The 21,670-nt window shown below is 36.2% G+C and carries 17 protein-coding genes; 8 read left to right on the forward strand and 9 right to left on the reverse strand.

Annotated elements, in window-relative coordinates; translation table 11 throughout:
- Positions 1–29 precede the first annotated feature (29 nt).
- Positions 30–896 carry a WecB/TagA/CpsF family glycosyltransferase gene (locus OCK74_RS17110; protein WP_279298282.1) on the forward strand — a complete coding sequence of 289 codons (867 nt, stop codon included), beginning with the start codon at positions 30–32 and terminating at the stop codon, positions 894–896.
- Here OCK74_RS17110 and OCK74_RS17115 read toward each other — a convergent pair.
- From OCK74_RS17115 to OCK74_RS17125, 3 genes are read right to left on the reverse strand one after another with little or no spacing between them, the layout of a single operon-like run.
- Entirely contained in the window at positions 880–2,145 is a 1,266-nt protein-coding gene (locus tag OCK74_RS17115) for an O-antigen ligase family protein (RefSeq protein ID WP_279298283.1), read from the reverse strand. The two genes, OCK74_RS17110 and OCK74_RS17115, sit on opposite strands and share 17 nt — an antisense overlap.
- Before the next feature lie 17 nt (positions 2,146–2,162).
- On the reverse strand, positions 2,163–4,358 hold the full coding sequence (locus OCK74_RS17120) for a bi-domain-containing oxidoreductase (RefSeq protein WP_279298284.1): 2,196 nt from the start codon (positions 4,356–4,358) through the stop codon (positions 2,163–2,165).
- A gap of 1 nt (position 4,359) precedes the next feature.
- On the reverse strand, positions 4,360–5,058 hold the full coding sequence (locus OCK74_RS17125; protein ID WP_279298285.1) for a class I SAM-dependent methyltransferase: 699 nt from the start codon (positions 5,056–5,058) through the stop codon (positions 4,360–4,362).
- Between the two features lie 225 nt (positions 5,059–5,283).
- On the opposite strand from OCK74_RS17125, the gene OCK74_RS17130 reads away from it, so the two are divergent.
- Positions 5,284–6,288, forward strand: a complete 1,005-nt coding sequence (locus OCK74_RS17130) for a class I SAM-dependent methyltransferase (RefSeq protein WP_279298286.1) — start codon at positions 5,284–5,286, stop codon at positions 6,286–6,288.
- A gap of 73 nt (positions 6,289–6,361) precedes the next feature.
- Here the strand turns inward: OCK74_RS17130 and asnB are convergent, their stop codons facing one another.
- The 6 genes from asnB to OCK74_RS17160 all read right to left on the reverse strand — a co-directional run bounded on the left by asnB (position 6,362) and on the right by OCK74_RS17160 (position 14,216).
- Positions 6,362–8,266: an asparagine synthase (glutamine-hydrolyzing) gene (asnB, locus tag OCK74_RS17135; RefSeq protein ID WP_279298287.1), complete on the reverse strand. Its 1,905-nt coding sequence runs from the start codon at positions 8,264–8,266 to the stop codon at positions 6,362–6,364.
- A gap of 94 nt (positions 8,267–8,360) precedes the next feature.
- A complete protein-coding gene (locus OCK74_RS17140; protein ID WP_279298288.1) occupies positions 8,361–9,464 on the reverse strand; it encodes a glycosyltransferase family 4 protein in 1,104 nt (367 codons plus the stop codon).
- Entirely contained in the window at positions 9,451–10,725 is a 1,275-nt protein-coding gene (locus tag OCK74_RS17145) for a hypothetical protein (RefSeq protein WP_279298289.1), read from the reverse strand. Before OCK74_RS17145 ends, OCK74_RS17140 begins: the two co-directional genes overlap by 14 nt.
- A 4-nt stretch (positions 10,726–10,729) precedes the next feature.
- Positions 10,730–11,791, reverse strand: a complete 1,062-nt coding sequence (locus tag OCK74_RS17150; RefSeq protein ID WP_279298290.1) for a glycosyltransferase family 2 protein — start codon at positions 11,789–11,791, stop codon at positions 10,730–10,732.
- Between the two features lie 27 nt (positions 11,792–11,818).
- Positions 11,819–13,078, reverse strand: coding sequence for a flippase (locus OCK74_RS17155; RefSeq protein WP_279298291.1), 1,260 nt, complete (start codon positions 13,076–13,078; stop codon positions 11,819–11,821).
- A 40-nt stretch (positions 13,079–13,118) separates the two neighbouring features.
- A complete protein-coding gene (locus OCK74_RS17160) occupies positions 13,119–14,216 on the reverse strand; it encodes a hypothetical protein (protein WP_279298292.1) in 1,098 nt (365 codons plus the stop codon).
- Between the two features lie 393 nt (positions 14,217–14,609).
- Between OCK74_RS17160 and OCK74_RS17165 the strand changes: the two genes are divergently transcribed.
- The 6 genes from OCK74_RS17165 (at position 14,610) to OCK74_RS17190 (ending at position 21,614) form a co-directional block, all read left to right on the forward strand.
- Positions 14,610–15,419, forward strand: coding sequence for a glycosyltransferase family 2 protein (locus tag OCK74_RS17165; RefSeq protein ID WP_279298293.1), 810 nt, complete (start codon positions 14,610–14,612; stop codon positions 15,417–15,419).
- A gap of 596 nt (positions 15,420–16,015) precedes the next feature.
- Complete coding sequence (locus OCK74_RS17170) at positions 16,016–16,753, forward strand: sugar transferase (protein ID WP_279298294.1); 738 nt, start codon at positions 16,016–16,018, stop codon at positions 16,751–16,753.
- Positions 16,754–17,047: 294 nt separating this feature from the next.
- On the forward strand, positions 17,048–17,719 hold the full coding sequence (gene ung, locus OCK74_RS17175; RefSeq protein WP_279298295.1) for a uracil-DNA glycosylase: 672 nt from the start codon (positions 17,048–17,050) through the stop codon (positions 17,717–17,719).
- Between the two features lie 248 nt (positions 17,720–17,967).
- Positions 17,968–18,705 (forward strand): lysophospholipid acyltransferase family protein, encoded by a 738-nt coding sequence (locus OCK74_RS17180; protein ID WP_279298296.1) that lies wholly within the window; start codon positions 17,968–17,970, stop codon positions 18,703–18,705.
- Between the two features lie 147 nt (positions 18,706–18,852).
- Positions 18,853–20,364, forward strand: a complete 1,512-nt coding sequence (locus OCK74_RS17185) for a gluconokinase (protein WP_279298297.1) — start codon at positions 18,853–18,855, stop codon at positions 20,362–20,364.
- Between the two features lie 809 nt (positions 20,365–21,173).
- On the forward strand, positions 21,174–21,614 hold the full coding sequence (locus OCK74_RS17190; RefSeq protein ID WP_279298298.1) for a 4Fe-4S dicluster domain-containing protein: 441 nt from the start codon (positions 21,174–21,176) through the stop codon (positions 21,612–21,614).
- Positions 21,615–21,670: the final 56 nt, after the last annotated feature.

The following is a 21,670-nucleotide window of genomic DNA, read 5'->3' on the forward strand; positions in this document are numbered from 1 at the left end:
TCGAAAGTGTAGAAGATTAAAGCTAAATTATGAAAGACCGAGTGTATGTATTGGGCACACCTGTGCATAATTTAACGATGCAGGAAACGATAAATTTGGTGGATGACGCAATTGCTGGTAATCAGCACATACATCATTCCGTTGTGAATGCAGGGAAGATCGTAGCGATGCATGAAAATATGGAATTAAGAGAAAGTGTAATTAATGCAGATATCATTAATGCTGATGGGCAGGCCGTCATTTGGATTTCAAAAATTTTTGGGCAACCATTAAAAGAACGTGTGACCGGCATTGATCTGATGGGTAAAGTAGTTGAATTAGCACATCGTAAAAATTATAAGATATTCCTCCTGGGGGCTCAGGAGGAAGTGTTGCAAAAAGTGATTGAAAAATTCAGCCGGCAATATTCACCGGAAATAATTGCGGGTTACCGTAATGGTTATTTTCGAAAGGAAGATGAACAGGAAGTTGTGCAACAAATTGCTGACAGCAAGGCAAATATTTTATTTGTAGCCATCTCTTCGCCAGTAAAGGAAAATTTGCTCTACCAAAACAGAGATGTTTTGAGAAATGTAAACTTTATAATGGGTGTTGGTGGAAGTTTCGATGTAGTGTCCGGTATAGTTAAACGGGCTCCTTTATGGATGCAGGGATTAGGCCTGGAATGGTTTTTCCGTGTATTACAAGAACCTAGAAGAATGTTTAAAAGATATCTTATAGGGAATTTGAAATTCATAGCATTAGTATTCAGGTACATCTTAAATGATTACAAATTCGAACCCTTGGCAAAAAATACCACAAACGGCCAACTTGAAATGGAAGTTGTCACTTCCGCGGTTGCTGAGCCTAAAAACAAGAAAACCCGCCGAAATAACTTGACTAAAATTGTTGATTAATTGTTGAGCATTGATCTTGTTGTGTGTCCTTGAAGCCTCTATGAGTATAGAGCGCATAAAAGAACATAAAAAACAAAATGCCTTGCTGCCTCACTAAAATAGATTCAGTCAGAAAAGTGATCGACACAATAAACAGGAATGGTATAAATAACGGGTATTTGTTGCTCTGAAAAATGGGCGATAATAATAACCCCAGAAAAATAAATACTCCAACGATACCATAAGTTGCAAGCACTTCCAGGTATTGATTATGTGCATTGTAGTTATAATGGGCTAAATCCTGATACCCTTTAGCTATATAGGTATCTTTTCTGATGTAATTAATATCACCAAAAGTAGTGCCGCCTAACCAATGTTCCTTAAATATATCAATATGAGTTTCCCACTTAGCCAGGCGCATAGTCAGCAGATTTCGCTGTTCCTGATTATCTGTAATAATAAATGCTTTGTTTTTTAAACTATCAATTTTTTCATTTTGAAATGGATTGAAAAAAAATAGGGAAAGCAATCCTAAAAAGGCAGCTATTAAAACTCCGGATTTAACTCTTTTATTGATATGCAATCGGCTGGAGACCTTGTTAAAATAATAAAAACCAATCAGAACAAAACATGCAATGCCCGTCAATGAGTTTAATAGTACCAGGCAAATACCTAAAAACAGTACAACAAGAGTTGAAAGAATGATTTGCTTCTTACTGAATGCTTCCAGGCAATAATGTAGTTGAATCGCAATTCCTAAATTTGCAAACATCGCAACATAGGTAGGATGCCAGTTGCGAAAAACGCTTGTTAGTCCAAAAGACCTGAACTTAGAGTAAAGGGATTCTTCAATCATTATACTCCTTTCGCCTGTTCTTACAGTATCAAAAAGAGCATAGCATATTGAAATAAAAAGAAAAAAACTTAAAGAAACAAGGAACATTTGCCCCGATGCTTTAATCAACCTTTTATTGATGATTGAAGATGATCCAATGACAAGCGGAAATAGGGCAAATGCAATTTGTGTAGATAGTCCACTGAATACTTTACTGGGATGCGCTGTGTACAACAATCCTGCTGCCAAAAACAAATAAAAAGCAAATGGGAAAAATACTTGTGGCTGCTTGATGATCTTGGGAATGTTTTTATAATCTCCAGCATGAAGCCAACAAACAAATACTATTGCAAGTAATGCAAGTGTCAAACCACAGTATGGGCTCGGCAATATAAATGCAATGAGCAAAATGCTGTAATAATAAATCCTTTCCATGTATTCTTCTCCTGCGATTATAACTTCTGCGGCAATCCTGTATGCAAACTATCCAGAATTTTAAATGTAGCCTTAGTTGTAGCATAAATGGATTCTATAGGAATAGGATAGTCCTTACCATGCTTTACAGCTTCTAAGAAGCGCTGCACTTCTTGTGCATGTCCCTTCCCTTCCAGCTTCAATAATTTGCTTTTATTACCAGAAAATAATTCACCTCCTCTGAAATCATTGATAATACCAACTTTGCCGCCGCCAAAGATCTCCATCCTTTCCTTGGGTAAAGACTTGTCACCATTGGCAACGTAAACAATAGTACCTACAGAACCATCGGAAAAAGTAATGGTAATAACAATATTATCCTCATTCTTAATTTGCTCGTTATGAGTATTCAAACATTGAGCATATACTGTTTGAGGTAATGCTCCCGTGAAGAATTGCATAAGATCAACAAAATGACATACTTCTCCTACAATCCTTCCTCCGCCAATACGTTCGTTTTGTGTCCAATGCTCCTTAGGTATGATGCCTGCATTTACCCTGTAATTCATGACTACTGGCTCAACTGTATTATGAAAAACCTTCTTTAATTCTTCTGCAATGGGCGAAAAGCGGCGGTTAAAGCCTACCATTACGTTCCTTCCATTTTGCAAGCAATATTCATTGATCTCTTCTAGTTCCTCTTCCGTCATAGCCAAAGGCTTTTCCACAAAAACATGTTTGCCCATTTGTAAAGCTTTAAGAACATACTGTGCGTGTGAGTTATGTGGAGTTGCAATGAAAACGGCATTAATTTCCGGCTTGCTCAATACATCTTCGCTATTGGACGAAGCAAAATTAAACCCGAACTTTTGAGCTACATTGTTTGCAGTGATTCCTTTAGAAGTAACCACCGTATCCAATGAAGCGCCATGGCCTTTGATATTAGGAATCAGGTAACTCTGGGCAAAACTGCCAGCGCCTATAAATCCGATATTGATTTGTTGAACAGGTTTCGATTTGATGGCAAACTTTGTTGCAAATTTTTCTTTATTTTCAGGGTAATGTAGCAGGATTCCAATATGGTGTTCCTGTTTCTCTCCCATAACAATCTCATAAGCAGTTTCTGCATCCTCGATATTGAAAGTATGGGTAATGAGTGGTTGTATATTGACCTTTCTCTGTGAGATCAGTTGCAGGAAAGCTTCCATATTTCTTTGCTCAGTCCACCGAACATATGCATAGGGATAATCACTGCCGTTTTCTTCATAAGTTACATCGTAACGGCCGGGACCGTACGAGCAGGACATCCTGAGATCCAGTTCCTTCCTGTAAAAATGAGGATCCCTTGGTACATGAAGCTGAACAGCACCTACAACAATCACTTTTCCTTTTTTACGTGCTATTTCTGCTGACAATTCAATTGGATCATTGGAGGCAGCCGCCGCTGTGATAATAATGTTGTCAAATCCAAAGCCGTTGGTGAAATTACTGACCTTGGATCGCAAGTCGGGATCATTGCGCAAAATGGCTTCATCTGTTCCTGATCCTTTAGCCAGTTGAACAAGACCTTCAGCAAAATCAATACCCATTACTTTACAGCCATTGGCTTTCAACAGTTGACAGGTAAGTTGCCCTAAAAGTCCCAATCCAATAACACATACAATTTCGCCCAATTTTGGATCTGCCTGCCGAACACCTTGTAAGGCAATTGCACCTATAGTTGTAAAGCTCGCTTCTTCATAAGAAACATTGTCTGGGATCTTCACAACTAAGTTCTGAGGTACAGACACAATTTCCGCATGAGAGGCATAGTCCTGGCCAGCACAGGCTACACGATCTCCTGGCTTGAAATAATGATTGCTGTCCATAGACGCGACCACTTGGCCAGCTGTACTATATCCCAATGCTTTAAGGGTATCCAGCTTTGTCTGAACCTTTTGGAAAGTAGCTTTCAAACCTTCCTTTTTAATGTTTTGAAGCACTTGTGCCACCAGGTCAGGCCGTTGTTTGGCTTTACCCAGCAAGCTGGCCTTCGCCACTTTTACTGTGCTCCTTTCTGTACCAGCGCTGATCAGAGAAAACTTATTTTCAACCAATACCATTCCTTTCGATATAGACGGTAACGGCACTTCATCAACGTATAGCTTTCCTGTTTTAAAGTTTTGAATGACCTGCTTCATTTTCCTGGTTTCTTTTATAATAATAATGGCTTTTAAAAACGATACTTTACTCATTTTATTTTGAAAGTACCATTAAAGAATATCCGCCAAGAATTCTAACAGTCCAATCCTTATTAAGTTTGTACATAAGTTTTCGGATGGGACTTAGCATTTTAGATTGAATGGGTTTTCCTGGTTGTTCAACCATTCCTGCTGTATAAAAGTGATCTAATATTTCATATCCCATGTCTTGCAACGAAGCTAAGGCCGTTTCTTTAGTAAAATAATGAATGTGCCCAACATGTTTTCTCCCTGTTAGAATGGGGGTACTTCTAAACACTGTTTGTACTGATAGATCCAGTGGGATATGAAAAATTTTGAAGGTGCCCTTATTACGAAGCTTTCTTAGAAAGCCGAAATAATCCTCAATATGCTCGATCACATCAATAGCCATTACTATATCATAATGTATATCTTCTTCTAATAGATCTTTCAAATAGAAATTCACTTTATCAGATTTCCGGCTTTGCGTTAACTCAAATGCTTGAGGTGATATTTCATATCCGTAAAAAATAGTTTCACCAGACATATTCTGATGTAATTGAGCTAGTATTTCACCTACACCGCAACCTACTTCACAAATAGTTCTTGGCTTTAAATTATTTTTGGTTAACATTTTCAGGATTTGCTTCGCTTTCCATGGTGAATCTTCCACGTGCCATGTTTGGTTGTTTTTAAGGTAAGCTCCGTCTTTGTATATTTCTTCGCTGTTCATAGTTTGAGTGATAAAATCTTCGGTGTTATAATAGTATTATGGAAATTTAATCAGAAGTAATAAATTATATATCAATTTACTAAAGTATGCAAATAACTATACGTATTTTGAGCATATATTTTGCTATAAATGCAATAAACATCGTATTACTTACGTAGTTATAAGGCTGCAGTTTAAAAAAGAATTTGGTTAGCTCATATGATGACGTCTTATCAAAATGAAAAAATGGAAGTTAAGGAAACTTGTAGTTGTCTGCTTTGCTCAGGTTCTGCAGAGTTGGTTGAACAACGATATCCCGGATATCAGGAACCATTGACATTTGATATTTATTATTGCTCAAATTGTAATACTTCATTTTCTACTCCCAGAGTTGAAACAAGTCAAATCTATGAACACATATATAAAAATGGTAGTAAGGTACCTGCATATAAACGTTATTGGCAATATTTGAACGAGATAAAGAGCAGTAAAGACCCCCTCCATTATTTATCTCAAAAAGAGGAAATGTATTGGGCTGTCAGACATTCTCTTTTAGAGATGAACAATAGCAAAACAATAAAGATAATGGAAGTGGGTTGCGGACTTGGGTATTTAACATATGCCTTAGTGAAAGAAGGATATGATGTTATAGGTATAGATATTTCAAAAAATGCAGTAGACGAGGCAATTAAAAGTTTTGGGAATTATTATATATGTGCCGATGTCTTTGAATATGTATCAGAGCATCAGAATCTGTATAATGTTATAATATTAACGGAAGTTATTGAGCACCTTAATGAACCATTAAAGTTTTTAGAATCAATTATGTTGATGCTTAAGAAGGGAGGGCGGATTATCATAACAACGCCTAATAAAACGGTTTTTCCTAAAGATGTGTCCTGGGCAACTGAACTTCCTCCTATTCACCTGTGGTGGTTTACTGAAGATTCAATGAAGTTCATGGCAACTAAAATAAGTGCGAATGTGAGCTTTATAGATTTTAGTGATTTTTACAAAAAAAAGCCATGTTTAATCGAAGTAAATAAATTCATTAATAAATTTCCTCTTCTTAATAAAGATGGATCGGTAATAAATATACCTAAGGAAAATGGAAGGTTTCGGTCGTTTTTAGCAGGAATACCTTTTTTCAGGCTGTTAAATGTAAAAATTAAATCTGCATTTTCTAAAACATATGTTTGTCAGAAGAGAGGTCCTGTAATGGGAGCAATTTTTGAAAAAAATGCAATGTGAGATTTTTAAAGTGGTTGACCTTTAGATCATTGTATTTTCCTTTGTTTCATTTCTCATAATTACCAGGCATGTTTTACAGCACATCTAAATATTCCCTGCACCATAATTCAATAGTTAATAACTGGTAAATCCGGTAAGCATTATCCTCAATCCCTTTTCTGTCGTTCTCAATCAATCGCTTTACAAATGAATAATTAAAAAGCCCTCTTTTTTCAACTGCTTCTTTTGACAACAACTCATTTACCATTCCTTTAAGTTCTCCGCTGATCCACGACCGGATAGGAGCACCGAAGGAAGCTTTGGGTCTATAAATGATCTGATGAGGTAAATACTTTTCAGCCACCTTCTTTAGTATATACTTTGACTTGCCTCCTTTATACTTAAGATTTCCGTCAATCTTCATGGCCAGAGAGATCACATCTTTATCAATGAATGGCACACGCACTTCTACCGATGCAGCCATTGAAGCCCTATCTGTATACGTTAGATTCAGGCCGAGCATAAACATGTAAATATCTGTATAACACATTTTATTAACTACATCCTCTCCGTAATGAGCATTAAAAAGTTGAGCATGGTGTTGTCTTAGAGATGCATAAGACTGCTGTATATTTTGAGTAAAAAGTGCATGAATTTCCTCTTCGTCATAATAAGAATAACTGCGCATATACGCTTCTTCCAGAGGCAACTCAGCAAATGAAAGAAACCGTTTGGTCCAGCGTATTAATCTGATACCTTTACCTTTTGCTTTAACTGGTGCGGTTTGAATGAGCCAGTTTATTGGCCTCCTTAATACTGGAGGTATTTTTCTATAATATAAAGCAAGTAATGTTGCCTTTTGACGCCTATATCCAAAAAAGATTTCATCGGCACCCATACCTGATAAGATAACTTTGACACCTTTTTCTCTGGCAGCTTTGCAGATAAGATATGTATTGATGGCAGCAGGATCACCAATTGGTTCATCAAGTATATGAACCATACTTGGTAGATCTTTTACAATGTTTGCATTCAACAATATTTCATTATGATCAAAGTGGAACTGATCAGCGAGCAACCGTGCATATTTTTCATCCTCTGGCATTTGCTCAACCAGCTTATCTGTATCACTGGTGGCTATAGTATAGGTTGAAATACGGGGATTAGTTTTTGACGCCAATACACTTATAAGCGAAGAGTCCAAACCCCCACTCAAAAACGAACTGACAGGAACATCAGCCACCATGTGCCGACGTATAGAGGCTTCAATACAATTTGTCAATAAATCTGTTATTTGCTCTTCATTTGTATATTGAATCCTGGTATCAAGTTTCCAATATGGTATGATGCCTGTCTTTATGGTCTCTTCATTAGTATCAATAACCATGTAATGAGCAGGAGGTAATTTAAAACAGTTGCAAAACATTGATTCATTACCCGGCACCCATAAATAATTGATCGCTCCAACCAACGCACTGGTATTTAAAGTTTTATCAAAACCAGGAATATTGGTCAATGTTTTTAATTCAGATGAAAAAGCAAAGCTGTTGTTGATTTGTGTATAAAATAATGGCTTAATTCCAAAATGATCCCTGGCAATAAATAATTTTCCTGTTTTAATTTCATATATGGCGAAGGCAAACATACCAAGTAATAAGTCAAGGCACTTTTCTTTTTTATAACGATATAATTCCAGTAAAACCTCTGTGTCTGATGTCGTTATAAAATTCAAGTGAGGTACTGTATTGAGTAGTTCATTCTTTAATTCTTGGTAATTATAAATCTCTCCATTGAATATAATAGCTAGACCATCCTTGATCAATGGTTGGTTCGATCTCGCTTCAAGATCTATGATGGATAATCGTTGATGAGATAAAGCAATATTGTTATGTTTCCATATGCTTTGTGCATCAGGACCACGATGCTTCTGTTTAGTGCATGCAGCATTTGCTAGCATCTCGTTTTCCTGAAAATTTATAAAACCTGCAATGCCACACATAAATAATTAGATATTAATGATAAATCAGGTCTCTATAACCAAACTATAATTATCTTATTAAACATTGTTACCATTGTTCATTCACAATTTACGATCATGTCACCTCTTCAAATATCCTGAGCAATGATTGTTCGAAAATTTCAATAGTATAAAATTGATGAAACTTTTGTTTTGCCTTTCTTCCTAATGATGCCCTTAATTCAGGATCATTGATCAATAATTCCACTTTTTCTAAAATAGCTTCTCTATCCTTGATAGGCGCTACAAATCCAGTTTGTCCTTGGTCTATCATTTCTTGAATTCCTCCATTGTTACTTGCAATTATGGGAATCCCTGCTTGCATTGCCTCCAGAATGGTAACAGGGAAAGCTTCATTTTTATAGTATGAAGGAAAGACCAATATATCAGACTCCATCAATATTTTCTTTTTTTCATCTCCATACAATGGGCCTCTTACCTCGGCAATAGTTGTTAACTCATTTTTTTGGATAAACTGCTGTACATGTTCTAAACTCACATCAAAAGGCGCGCCCACTATATAAGCTTTGAATTTGTAGTTCTTTTTATGCAAGAGATTTATACATTCTAGAAAAATATCAATCCCCTTGTGGAGTACAAGGTTAGATAAATAAAGAATTACAGGTTCTGTTCTTGAAGCTTTTACACTGTTGTAATATGAATCTTCGGGAACTCCGCAAGGCAATACGAAGGGCCTTCCTTTATATATGGATTCGATGTCTTTCTGCAAGATTCTGGCCAATATTATCACATTACTTTTTTGGAATACAAGGCGATAAAGCATTCTTTTAATTGCAGAATCAGCAATTTCCTGTTGTATGCCTTTACCATGAAGATGGTAAAGCCTTTTTACATTTAGAACACGTAAAATGAAGCTGAAAAATGCATCTCTGTAAAAAGCTCCACCCACTGGAGCTATCGTAAAATATGCCACATTAGGTCTGAATTTAATAACGGTATATACAAGCCTGAAGCAGAAGATAACCATTAACCAAATTTTTTTGAACCTTATCCTGCTAATATCAGCTATTGAATTAGCAAACTGTAATGGCAATGGTATAATATCAAACTCTGAGCGAATAAGTGAACTATTGAGGACATGATTGTTCATGATCGAAGCCCCATGAACAGGTGGTGGTAATTGAGCAAGAAATAATATTTTCTTTTTAGGTGGTTTCATCCTGGTTTGGGATTTTTGATTTTACAATAAATCTAGTGGGTGTGAACTCTTTCCTCAAATGGAAGGCAGTTGTAAAAAAGATTAACCAGAAATAAACTGCCGAATGAGGAAGTTCAAGTATAACATTAAAACTACACCAGACTATGCTGCCTATTAAAGTCAGGCTCAAAAAATACAGAACCTTATCATTGCTGAATGGTTTTATAAATAATAAATTAAAAATCCTTCTAATTGGCCACAATAATAAAAAAAATGGTAATAATCCAATATGGAAGATGATTGTTAAAAAAGAGTTATGTGGGGGACTAATGTGTCTGGCTAATGGATTGAATTCAGGTGTCATTATGTTGCTCTGAATTTTATTTTGTAGATAATAAGAATAATCGGCTGTCATATAGGGCATTCCAAATCCATTTCCAAATAGATAATAATTATCTGCTGCATTTGCAAGGATATGCCTCCAGTATAAGAGCCGCCATTTTACATTAACGTCGGTAAAGTCAGGAGCTAAAAACAATAATCCTATGCAAATTAAACCTATTACTAAAAAGGTGATTCTATGAGCAACTTTTATTCTAAAAAAGAAATAAGATAACCCAATAATGACTTCCGAAAGAAAAAAAGCGGCTTGTTTTGTAAGTAATGACAATATAAGGCAGGAAAGGTAAATTAAATATTTATTAATGCCTTTTTTGTATAGTAAGGTATAAGAACTATAGGTGATGACGCCAAGAACAGCTATATAAGAGTAAAATCTAAATTCAAATTGAGTGTCTGAATGAAGAATAAATAATATAAACAGTATTTTGGCCCATGTAAGAAAATATGAAACTTTACCTATCCATATGATAAATCTTAGGAGACTTTCAATATCATACTTAGTGCGATAAAAGGTATTAAAAAGAATATATGCAAATGCCAGGTATATGAACAAGCCATATTGTCTGATGGCCATTTTAAAATAAAACTCCGGTTTGTCTCTAAAAAATAGAAAAGAAATTATCAGGTATATAAAAGAAAGAGCAATGATGATGAGTACCTCTGGGTTTCTGATCATTATCTTTCCTTTATTAAGCCCTAGAAGACAAAGCAGCAGTATGATCGTATCATGCAGGTAAATATTGGGTAGGATAGCATATTTAGTAAAAGCTTTTCCAAAAACGAGTGTAATAAAGATTACAATGGCAAGCAAATAATGAATTGCAAGAGGATAAAACTTTTGATTTTCCTGTTTTATATTGATACCTAAATATTGGAGCATATGCTCATTGTATTTTTTTACTTTTACTAAGCATTAGTGAGAGGAGAATTATAAGCGATTTAGCAGCTTGCTTGAATTTTCCTCCATTGATATAACTGTTTTTAATGTATATCTTCCATACACTAAATCCAACATTGCTTAATGCCAGGCATCGTTCAAACCAGTTAAGCTCGATCGCTTTCCTTAAAGCCTTATCCTTATAAAGCTTTGCCTGCTTATTGTTTTCAATTATTTTTCTATACCATCTAAGACTTTCCTGTAAATATTGAATATCAGGTGTGAAATTTCTGCTGTTGTAATAACCATTATGAATATATAATGCGGTTTGATCCACCTCTATATTTAATAATTTTAAGTACCTGCCTTGAATTGCATTACTATCGTTTTCAAATTCCTGAGTGCGTATAGTCGATGTGTTAATTTGATGTTTCCGGTATTTTAAAACAGGTTTTTTGTCAATAAAAATTCCCATCTTTTCTGATATCCTTGCTAAAAAATCATAGTCATCACAAATACTAAATCCCGACTGGTATCGTAAGCTCCCTAATTTCTCTTTATTAAGCATGACTGTTGAGTGACAAAAAAAGTTCTTAAATAACAAACTTGGAAATATCTCATTACCCTGGATGTCTGTATTATTCAGTTTAAATATTCGAAGAAACTTTCTAAGCAAGGGCTGCAATGTAGGCTTACCTTCTTGATCAATAAAGTCAGGATAAGAAGCAACTGCTATGAGCTCTGGATTAGATTTTAAAAAATGATATTGCCTCTCAAGCCGGTAAGGATAGGAAATATCATCATGGTCCTGGATAGCAATATAATTGGTCGTTGTTAACTCTATTAACTTATTATGGGTATAAGGAATTCCCATATTTTTAGGATTTTGAAAGATTCTTATTCGTGGATCTTGATAGGATTCAATCAAACTGATGGTGTTGTCAGTTGAACAATCATCTACGACAATGATTTCAAAATCTTGTAAAGATTGCACAAGAATTGCATTGATAGTTTCCTTTATAAACTTTGAAGAGTTATAAGTTGGTATGATTACTGAAGTCAACGGCATATCGTTACTTGTAGGGTGATAAATATTTTAATTATAAATAAGGTTTTTGGATGAGGATAAAATTTTGTTTTTATAAAGCTGGTAAAACATTGTTGACACGATGGTAAACTCTGTGACAACAATAGAAACTGACACTCCATACATGTTAAAGTAGTAGCACAATGGGATAGTCAAACATAAACTGAATAAACCGAACATTAAATAAATCTTTGTGTAGGTTGTTTTAAATCCGAATGACAATAATCCCAATATACCAAATACATATCCTAATGAAACAATGGTAGGAGTAAAGGCCATAATTTGAATCAATACTACTGATGGATTATATTGCGTTGAACCATATAAAAAATGTACGATAAACTTGGCTAATAAAAATAACAGCATTGAAGCGATAATGCCGACACCTCCCATCCACTTGATACATAATAATAAAAAGGTTGCTGCTTTCTCTTTCGACTCCATTATGTATTTATTAATACGGGGATAGGCGGCTTGACCAATGGTGAAAATCAATGCTTGAACCCCTTTTATAAGTTTGTCTGCAGCAACAAAATAACCCACTACTTGGTTATTGGTAAAAATACCTAATATAATGATATTACTGGTCGTATAGAAATTTATTGCTGCTGTTGACAAAAAGATATGCCATCCATCATGTAAGGCTTTTTTGATTTCAAAAAAACTAGGTTGATACCATTGTACTAAATTTTTTTTACCAAAGATCCAGATACAACTGATGGCAGTTAGTAAAAAAGTAATAAGGCATTGAATGACTAGTGTAGCAACATAATCGTTACTATCTTTAACATAAATAAAAATAAGAGGGAACGCTAAAAATTTTGGAATTAGTGATAACGGTATAATCCATTCTGTCTTTTCTATTCCTTGAAAAAACCAGACTGGTGAAAAAAGACTTTGCAATACCACTGTAAAACCAATTATATATAGCAATGCATCCTTTCTTAGCTCTTTGATGATGAAAATCAGTACCATCAAAATGATTAAGCTAATGAATGCCAACGCCGCTTTAGAAAAGTTTGTTGTCCAAAAGATTTTATTTAATGTTTTCTGATCCTCTTTGTGAATGGCAACTTGCTGGGTTGCAGACATGTTAAATCCATAATCTGTAAATAACAGAAAATAATTAATGACAGCTAATACAAAGTTGATTTTACCAAAATTATTAGGTCCAAGTACTTTAGTTAAATAAGGTAAAATGATAAATGGAAGAATATAATTTGCAATTTGAAGCAGGGAAAGTGATGCTATATTTTTGATTAGTTTCAAGTGGAATATGTATGATTAAGTTTATTCAAGTTTTTTATTGTTATACAGTTGTTTTCCTTGTATTCCTTCTCTCCTGATGATTTAGGAATTTATAAAATTCTATAAATAACACTAATGCCAAAGCTGCTAAAAGACCCCATAATGCGTATCTTATATATGATTGCCTGGTGATATCTGTAACTTTAATGCCTGTAGGAGAAAAACCAGAGTAAACCTGTAAAATATCTTGTTCTTCTATAGCTTTTCTTTTGGCCTGAAGTAATTCATCTTTTAACAATAACTCTTTGTCAACCATTGCAATTTCCGGACTGGACATACTTGTATCTGAAATGATGATATTGTTGCCATTACTGCCCGAAGTTCCCGGTCTGTTAAGTTTACTAATATATGCCTGCCTTAATGAATCTAACCCAGTTAATGATCGCTGAAGAATGTTTACCTCATCAGAGTTTAATCCATTAATACCTTGTTTATAAAAATTTAGAATCTCATTACTATTCACTAAATGGACTAAACCTTCTTGAACTTTAGGATATAGACTGGAATTGGTACTATATAATCTTATTTTTTGTGAAGGATAGTCATATGGCTTCAAATTATTCTTAAATTCTCTGAAGTTTACGGTGTTGCTCCAAAGTGTATCCCTATTCACGGTTCCCGTCCGGCTATGATCAAGAAAGGTATTTCTATACAAACGGGCAGTTTCCATATAATCATCTACTGGTGAAATTTCAAAACTAATCAAGCGCTGGGCTTCTCCTTCTTGTATTCCAAAATTCTTGGACAGTTCTATATACCGTTTTTGATCTATAAGCGAATTGAAATAATCGATTAGGTTATATAATGGTCTTGTACTTTGAAAGTTAGTCTTTACCAGCATTTCTGAATAATAGGTAGGGCCTTTTGAAATATAACGCTGAAGTCCAAAACCAAGTCCGATGAGTGCTCCAATAGCCAACCAGAGAATTTTTCTCCTGAGGAACAATAAAATGCCAATAAAAAATTGAAATAGGGAAATAAAAAAAAGGGACAGAAGATTGCCAATCTTTCTAAATGTTTTTTCAATCAGGCTAAAAAACACTCCTAAATCTATTTCAGTTTCTTTGGGCGTCTTTGGGTCTTTAATATCTTCTTGCATTAAGATAATGGTATAAAGGTGAATCTGTTCAATAACAAAAGTACCAATCTGTTTAAATTATTTTACATGATACATATGGCTATTTTGGGTTTTCAGAAATACTTTGACTTTTGTCCTGCAATGACTGTTTAAATAGTTCAAACGTTGCTTCCGTTAGTAACCTTCTTGAATAACTGATTAGGTAGCCTACCTGTTGTAAATTATATAATAATTTAACTAATTGATATTCAATTAAAAAGAATTTTTTTTAAGCTCTGAAACATTCCGGGATTTGCATGACTACAAGTAACCATTATGAAAATATTTTAATGTTATTTGAAATAACTACCGAAAAAACTCATTAAAAAATAGATGTTTTGTAATATTGAACCCCTAACTCGTATGTAACCACAAATGCTGGAAAAGGTAATCCATACTGCACCCGTGCAACAAGTAAGTACTGGTTCACCAAAAGTGAGCGCAGTCATTATTACTTATAACGAAGAGCACATCCTGAATAAAACTTTATCTCAACTTTGGTGGTGCGATGAAATCATTATCATTGATAGTGGAAGTACCGATAAGACAGTTGAGATCTGTAAACAGTTTGGATGTAAAATTTTCACCCGGACTTTCAATGGCTATGGCGAACAAAAAAAGTATGGAGTATCTAATGCGAAAAATGATTGGATTCTATGCCTGGATGCGGATGAGGTCTTATCTGGACCACTAATAGAGGAAATCAATACTGAACTGAGTAAAAATGAAATGATCTTTGCAGGCTTTGAGATCCCTCGAACACTTGTATATGTAAATAAACCATTCCGCTATGGCAAAGAAGCAAACGATCTTATTATTAGACTTTTCAACAGGAATAAAGGCGGTTGGGATGGTTCCATAGTTCACGAGAAAATGATATTAAAAGGAAAGTTGGGTAAACTTTCCAAACATATATTTCATTATAGCTATTTTAGTTATGCTCAGCATCTGAATAAAATAAACGAGTATTCTTCTCTGGGTGCTACCAAACTACTCCAAAAAAATAAGTATAAGAGCAGGTTAATTGTGACGCTGGCTATTCCTTTCAACTTCTTCAAATATTACATTTTGCATCGCAACTTTCTGAATGGTTTTCATGGACTTGCGTGGGCTATACTAAGTACATTAAGCCACTTTTTGAAGTATGCCAAGTTATATGAATTGAAAAAAAATAAAGATTCTTAACATCGGTGTTCTTTCTGCATAATGCTTGTCATTACTTATTATTTGCATCTACCTAAACCAACAGGCATGAATAATGCTTATTCAATGAAGTATTTGCGATCAGTTTGATCTCAGAATATTTAATACTTTTTTATGAACACTATGTTAAAGGCAGTATGTCTGTTTGTCTCCTGGCTCATTGATGCCTTTTATAAAACAATAATTTTTAGTGGTTGATTCTTTAACCCTTCTTTCTGATTTCTTAGTTTCTTGAACCAAAAAGATCAGCTTTCTTTTTATAAGAGAAAGTAATACCTCCATAACTGGCTTTGTTTTTGTAATAAACTCTGCAGACAATGAACTGCCTTGACAAGGCTTGATTAAAATATATTGCTGTTAATAGCAGCTATATATCTGAGTGAGCCTGATACATGAGTTAATAATATTTCCATTAAACTGAGGATAAGAATGCAACGTTTTATTAAAGCACGTTGTCAGCAGTAGTGTCACTATTAATTCCTCCGTTACCCTTATATGATAACCGATCCCGGCAGAAAGATTATGATTGAATAGCAATAGTTTGAAATAAGGCGCCGTGCCTGAAAAACCATGCGAAAATGAATGGATCATCTGTATTATTTTTAATTTCCAAACGCCTCTTCGATATTGTTGTTTCCCTCTTGGTAACAATATTTCTTTTATCTTGGCTATTGCCTATATTAGCCATACTCATCAAATTAGATTCAAAAGGTCCTGTGTTCTTTTGCCAGAAAAGAATAGGAGCATACGGAAAACCTTTTTATTGCATTAAATTAAGATCAATGGTCGAAAATGCTATGGCTAATGTTGAGCAGGCTGGTGCAAACGATCCGCGCATTACTCGCTTTGGTAAATTCTTAAGGTATTCTTACTTGGATGAATTACCCCAATTTATAAACGTGCTGAATGGCGATATGAGTATTGTTGGACCAAGACCACATATGATAAATGATTGCTTGAGTTTTTTACAGGTTATTCCGGATTACAACCTCAGGCATACGATGAAACCTGGTATAACTGGTATGGCGCAAATAAAAGGGTATCGAGGAAAGGTGAACACTTACTTTGATGTAACCCACCGGTTCAAACTCGATATGTTTTATATCAAAAAAGCTAATTTTCTTTTAGATTTAAAGATATTTCTTGCGACAATCGCACAGTTATTATTTTCAATCAATAAACTTTATCAAAGCCAATTATCGATCAAGGTCGAAGTTCAGGCACCCAAACCGGCTCAAATGGCAAAGCCCGCAGTTAAAAAAGTAGCTGCTCCTGTATACCAAAAAATTACACCGCCCGAACGCCAATCTGCCTGAGTCAATGTTGTAAAGCCACGATCTAAATATGGTAACGATCATGCACCATTTACAATTCATTACTTACCACATATCACCACCCAATTATATTCCACTAAACGTCACTATTAACCTTGCCATTCAATAAACAACATGATCATTTGCAATCTCTTAATCTTCTTTCAAGCGGATTACACTTTCCCTCTTCAGATCAGATTTCCTCTTCTTTTTCTTATAATATTGTCTCTTTTCCCCTCAAAATAATCCCTCATAAGTAATTTCAATTTCTTTTGTTTTTACCTTCATCGAAAAAAGATGGACGTTAAAATAGAGGCCTCATGGAAAGATATCCTGAAAGATGAATTTAAGAAGCCATATTTTTTACAGATTACTGATCATCTCAAAACAGAAAAGAAACAAGGCAAAACTATTTACCCTCCAGGGCCTCTCATTTTTAATGCTTTTGAAAAAACGCCTTTCGACGAAGTAAAAGTGGTGATTCTGGGGCAAGACCCTTACCACGGTGTTAACCAGGCTCATGGACTAAGCTTTTCTGTGCAGAACGGCGTTCAACCACCACCATCTTTGATCAATATTTTCAAAGAATTGCACGAAGACGTTGGAGTTCCCATCCCAACCCACGGTAATCTCGAAAAATGGGCGAAACAGGGTGTCTTACTTTTAAATGCATCTCTGACTGTTCGTGCACAGGAACCTATGAGCCATTCTAAGATCGGCTGGGAAAAACTGACTGATACAGTCATAGAAAAAGTTTCCGATCTCAAAGAACACGTAGTTTTTTTACTATGGGGGCGATTTGCTCAGGAAAAGGCTGAGCTCATAGATGCAAAAAAGCACCTGATCCTGAAAGCAGCCCACCCTTCCCCCTTATCTGCTAAAAATGGATTCTTCGGTTGCCACCATTTTTCCAAAACCAATAATTACCTTATGAAACACGGAATCGACCCCATCGATTGGGCTTTATAAATGATTTCGATACCTAACCCCGTAACAGCCCTGTCATAGTAAAATACCTGATAGAACTGGTAAGTCTGATGGATTCTCCATCCGGAAAGCCTTGCCAGTTCAACCTATTTAGCAGCACTTGGTATTTCCTGTTCTACACTTTCCCCCTCCATTAACCCCATCAATTAAATCCGGTTCATTATGCTAAACTTGGTCCCAAATCCGAAATTCCTAATCCCAAATTCACGCTCCATCCTTTTCTTTGCATCATGAATCTGTTGAAAAATATACTGGGCCGCATATTTGCCCTATGGACAATCCTGTACTTTAGTGTTTCACTCTTGGTAATCATTATACCAATTTGGCTCATTTCTTTCCAACCGGAGCCTAAACGTACAATCTATTCATTCAAAATCTTTAACGTTTGGTTAGCCACATTTTTTTTCTTTACTGGTGTCAAAAGAAGAATTAAGGGGAAGGAAAACTTTAAAAAAGGCGAAAACTATATCGTTATTTGTAATCACAACAACTTCATGGATGTACCTCTATCCAGTCCGGCCATACCCGGTCCCAATAAAACCATAGCCAAAATCGAAATGGCCAAGATTCCTTTTTTTGGCGTCATCTACAAGGCTGGTAGTGTCTTAGTCGACCGCAAAAACGAACAAAGCCGCAAAAAGAGCTACGCAAAAATGAAACAGGTGCTGTCTATGGGTTTGCACATGTGCATCTATCCCGAAGGTACCCGCAACAAGACCTCCCAGCCGTTGGCCCGCTTTCAGGATGGAGCTTTCAGGTTATCTGTTGACACCGGCAAATCAATAATACCAGCTGTTATCTTCAATACCAGCAAAGTGTTTCCAAACAATAAAAAGTTTTTCTTTTGGCCTCAACCTGTAGAAATGCATTTCCTGGCGCCTATTTCTCCTGAAAACAAAACGGCAGAACAATTGAAGCAGGAAGCCTTCGAAATTATGAAGGACTATTATGTGCAGCATAAGGATTAAGCAACATAGAAATCATACAGTATTCGAATGAAGCTCCATAATAAATAAGGTTGATTGACCAATCAATCAGCCTTATTCGTCATTCAAATAATTTATTCTATTTTTAATAGGCAACATTGAACGTTGTGTCCCTTAACCTATTTGATTATGCCTACTTACTTTTTGGGTGTTGATATTGGCACCGGAAGCACCAAAGCGGTAGCTTTGGATTTAAAAGGTAAAACCCTTTTCTCCACTCAAATTTATTACGATACCCTCCAGGCACAAACCGGCTATAGCGAACAAAGACCTGACGAAATCTTCAAAGCTTTTGTGAAAAGTATTGGTCTGGCTGTTAACCAGCTGAAAGAAAATCCAACTGCTATTAGTTTAAGTGCTGTAATGCATAGCGTCATTCCTGTGGATGAAAATGGCCGTCCGTTGGCTAATATGCTCACATGGGCCGATAGTAGGAGTTACGAAATAGCAGAACGTATTCAAGCTTCAGCAGAAGCTGAAAGTTTATATGAAGCCACCGGAACGCCCATCCATGCTATGTCTCCCCTTTGCAAAATCATCTGGTGGAAAGAAAATAAACCGGAAATATTTTCCAGGGCCTTAAAGTTTATTTCAATAAAAGAATATATATGGTTTAAATTGTTTCAACAGTTCCAGGTAGATTATTCAACTGCCTCCGCTACAGGTTTGTTGCATACTAGGCAATTGAAATGGCACGATGAAGCATTGAAACTGGCCGGAATTACCCCCGCACAACTTTCTGTTCCCGTGTCACCCGGTCTGGTGCGCTATGATTTGCCTGAAGCCGTTGCCCATGCCTTGCATGTAGAAGCGTCCACACCTTTTATTATTGGCGCCAGCGATGGGTGCCTGGCCAATTTGGGTAGTTCTGTGATGTCAAAATCCTTAGCATCTATTACTATTGGAACAAGCGGCGCTGTCCGGATTGCTTCAGATAAGCCAGTAATCAACTTCCAATCAATGTTGTTTAATTACTTGCTCGATGAAGGCGTATTTATTAGTGGAGGTTCAATAAATAATGGTGGTATTGCTGTAAAATGGTGTACGGAAAACCTGTTGCAGAAAAGTTTAAAAGACGATTATGACGAACTGTTGCGTCAGATTGAATCAATAGAGGCCGGAAGCAAGGGACTGCTTTTTTTACCGTATCTGATGGGAGAGAGAGCCCCCATTTGGGACAGTAAGGCAAAAGGTGTTTTCTTAGGCGTCACCATAGCTCACGATAACACACACTTCTTAAGAGCAGTAGTCGAAGGTGTTTGTTTTGCTCTGAATGATGTATTACAAAAAATAGAGCAATCTGCAGGGCAAATCAATAAAATACATGTTAGTGGCGGTTTGTTTAAATCTAAATTTTTTATTCAGATGTTGGCAAATGTTACCGGTAAAAGCCTTCAACTGATGCAAACAGAAGATGCTTCCGCAATTGGCGCTGTTTACCTTGCCTTAAAAGCATTAGGCTATGTAGAAACATTTGAAGACCTTCCCCATCAGGAAGCGTCATATACCTGTGAGCCCCAACCTGAAGAGCATGAAAAATATTCGACTTTCTTTAAAATTTATAGCCAAATATATCCGCAACTTAAAAACATGATGCATGATTTACATACAATCCAAACAGACCAAAAGATGCTCGTGTAATTTTTTATTGTTCATCATTTCCTCCCATCCTTCGTTGCTTCAGTATACCATCAGTATAGATTCAGTATACTTAAAGTAGTGCTAAAGTATTCCAACAGCATCCCACCCTTCCCTCTACTTGCCCCATAATTACTCCCTACCTACTCCATACTTAAGCCGTACCATAGGCGTACTTTAGGTATACTTTAAGCATACCTAAGCCTAGGCTACTTCAACCATCCTTCGATCATCCTTCGACTATCCTTCGACCATCTTTCGACTATGCTTCGATCTGAATGGAGCAAATGCTCCTAAATAAGGGGAAAACAACCTACAGGCAGAACGCCCTAAAAAGCTCTGAACGGAGTCAATGGAGCTGGTCCTAAAGATACACAACCAACCCCCACCTTCCAAGTTTTGAACCCCCTCATTTTACCTTTCTCCCCTTGGTCATTCAAACTTGTCCACCTCTGGCAGATTCGAGCCACTCGTCATTCACCAATGACCATTGACCATTCCAATGACCTTTCATACCTGAAGCACACTTACAGCATACCTGAAGCACGAAACAGATTTTGAACCCTCCTGATCCCCACAACTCCAAACTCCAAACTCATCCCTCCTCACTTCATTTCCAGATATTGACTCCTTTTCCTCCTGGTGTCCCAAATCCACCAAAAAAGACATCCCAGATCGGTATAACATTCCATACCTCTAATCTCCTGCCAACATTAAAACAACAACTTCCTAATGATGAAAAGAGAATAACAGACATGCTTATACTAATTAATTCCTGAATAGATCGGCTTAAAAATCTGATCAAAAGATGTTTGCATTATGATTTTAATCATGAAAAAAGGATGAGTACATCCCCTAACTTGACCTCGTTTTTAATTAATAAAACATTTATAAATCGTAACCTTATGGCTCTCAAAATCACAGAGGAATGTATCAATTGCGGTGCATGTGAACCAGAATGCCCCAATCATGCAATTTATGAAGGTGGTATTGAATGGTCCGTAGCAGATGGCACTACCGTTACCGGTAGCTATGTGTTGTTAGACGGCTCTGTTGTTGATGCAAGCGCGCGTCTAACTCCACTTTCTTCCGACACTTATTACATCGTCCCAAACAAATGTACTGAGTGTCAGGGATTTCATGAAGAACCCCAATGTTCAAGTGTTTGCCCGGTGGATTGCTGTGTACTTGATCCGGAACATCAGGAAGTTATTGATGCGTTGATCGCTCGGAAAGAAGCGTTGCACGCCTGAAAATTGCGTGCCAATGGCCATGTAGAGCATTACCAGGGTTTGTCGCATGAGGGAGC

The sequence above is a fragment of the Paraflavisolibacter caeni genome (genome assembly GCF_025628885.1).
Lineage (GTDB): Bacteria > Bacteroidota > Bacteroidia > Chitinophagales > Chitinophagaceae > Flavisolibacter > Flavisolibacter caeni.

Excerpts from the sequence above, each read along its gene's own strand:
- OCK74_RS17165 (WP_279298293.1), top strand. The coding sequence starts at position 14,610 with ATGCTGGAAAAGGTAATCCATACTGCACCCGTGCAACAAGTAAGTACT.
- OCK74_RS17185 (WP_279298297.1), top strand. The coding sequence starts at position 18,853 with ATGCCTACTTACTTTTTGGGTGTTGATATTGGCACCGGAAGCACCAAA.
- ung (WP_279298295.1), top strand. The coding sequence starts at position 17,048 with ATGGACGTTAAAATAGAGGCCTCATGGAAAGATATCCTGAAAGATGAA.
- OCK74_RS17130 (WP_279298286.1), top strand. The coding sequence starts at position 5,284 with ATGGAAGTTAAGGAAACTTGTAGTTGTCTGCTTTGCTCAGGTTCTGCA.
- OCK74_RS17160 (WP_279298292.1), bottom strand. The coding sequence starts at position 14,216 with ATGCAAGAAGATATTAAAGACCCAAAGACGCCCAAAGAAACTGAAATA.
- OCK74_RS17110 (WP_279298282.1), top strand. The coding sequence starts at position 30 with ATGAAAGACCGAGTGTATGTATTGGGCACACCTGTGCATAATTTAACG.
- OCK74_RS17150 (WP_279298290.1), bottom strand. The coding sequence starts at position 11,791 with ATGCCGTTGACTTCAGTAATCATACCAACTTATAACTCTTCAAAGTTT.
- OCK74_RS17140 (WP_279298288.1), bottom strand. The coding sequence starts at position 9,464 with ATGAAACCACCTAAAAAGAAAATATTATTTCTTGCTCAATTACCACCA.
- asnB (WP_279298287.1), bottom strand. The coding sequence starts at position 8,266 with ATGTGTGGCATTGCAGGTTTTATAAATTTTCAGGAAAACGAGATGCTA.
- OCK74_RS17145 (WP_279298289.1), bottom strand. The coding sequence starts at position 10,725 with ATGCTCCAATATTTAGGTATCAATATAAAACAGGAAAATCAAAAGTTT.
- OCK74_RS17180 (WP_279298296.1), top strand. The coding sequence starts at position 17,968 with ATGAATCTGTTGAAAAATATACTGGGCCGCATATTTGCCCTATGGACA.
- OCK74_RS17115 (WP_279298283.1), bottom strand. The coding sequence starts at position 2,145 with ATGGAAAGGATTTATTATTACAGCATTTTGCTCATTGCATTTATATTG.
- OCK74_RS17120 (WP_279298284.1), bottom strand. The coding sequence starts at position 4,358 with ATGAGTAAAGTATCGTTTTTAAAAGCCATTATTATTATAAAAGAAACC.
- OCK74_RS17125 (WP_279298285.1), bottom strand. The coding sequence starts at position 5,058 with ATGAACAGCGAAGAAATATACAAAGACGGAGCTTACCTTAAAAACAAC.
- OCK74_RS17170 (WP_279298294.1), top strand. The coding sequence starts at position 16,016 with ATGAATGGATCATCTGTATTATTTTTAATTTCCAAACGCCTCTTCGAT.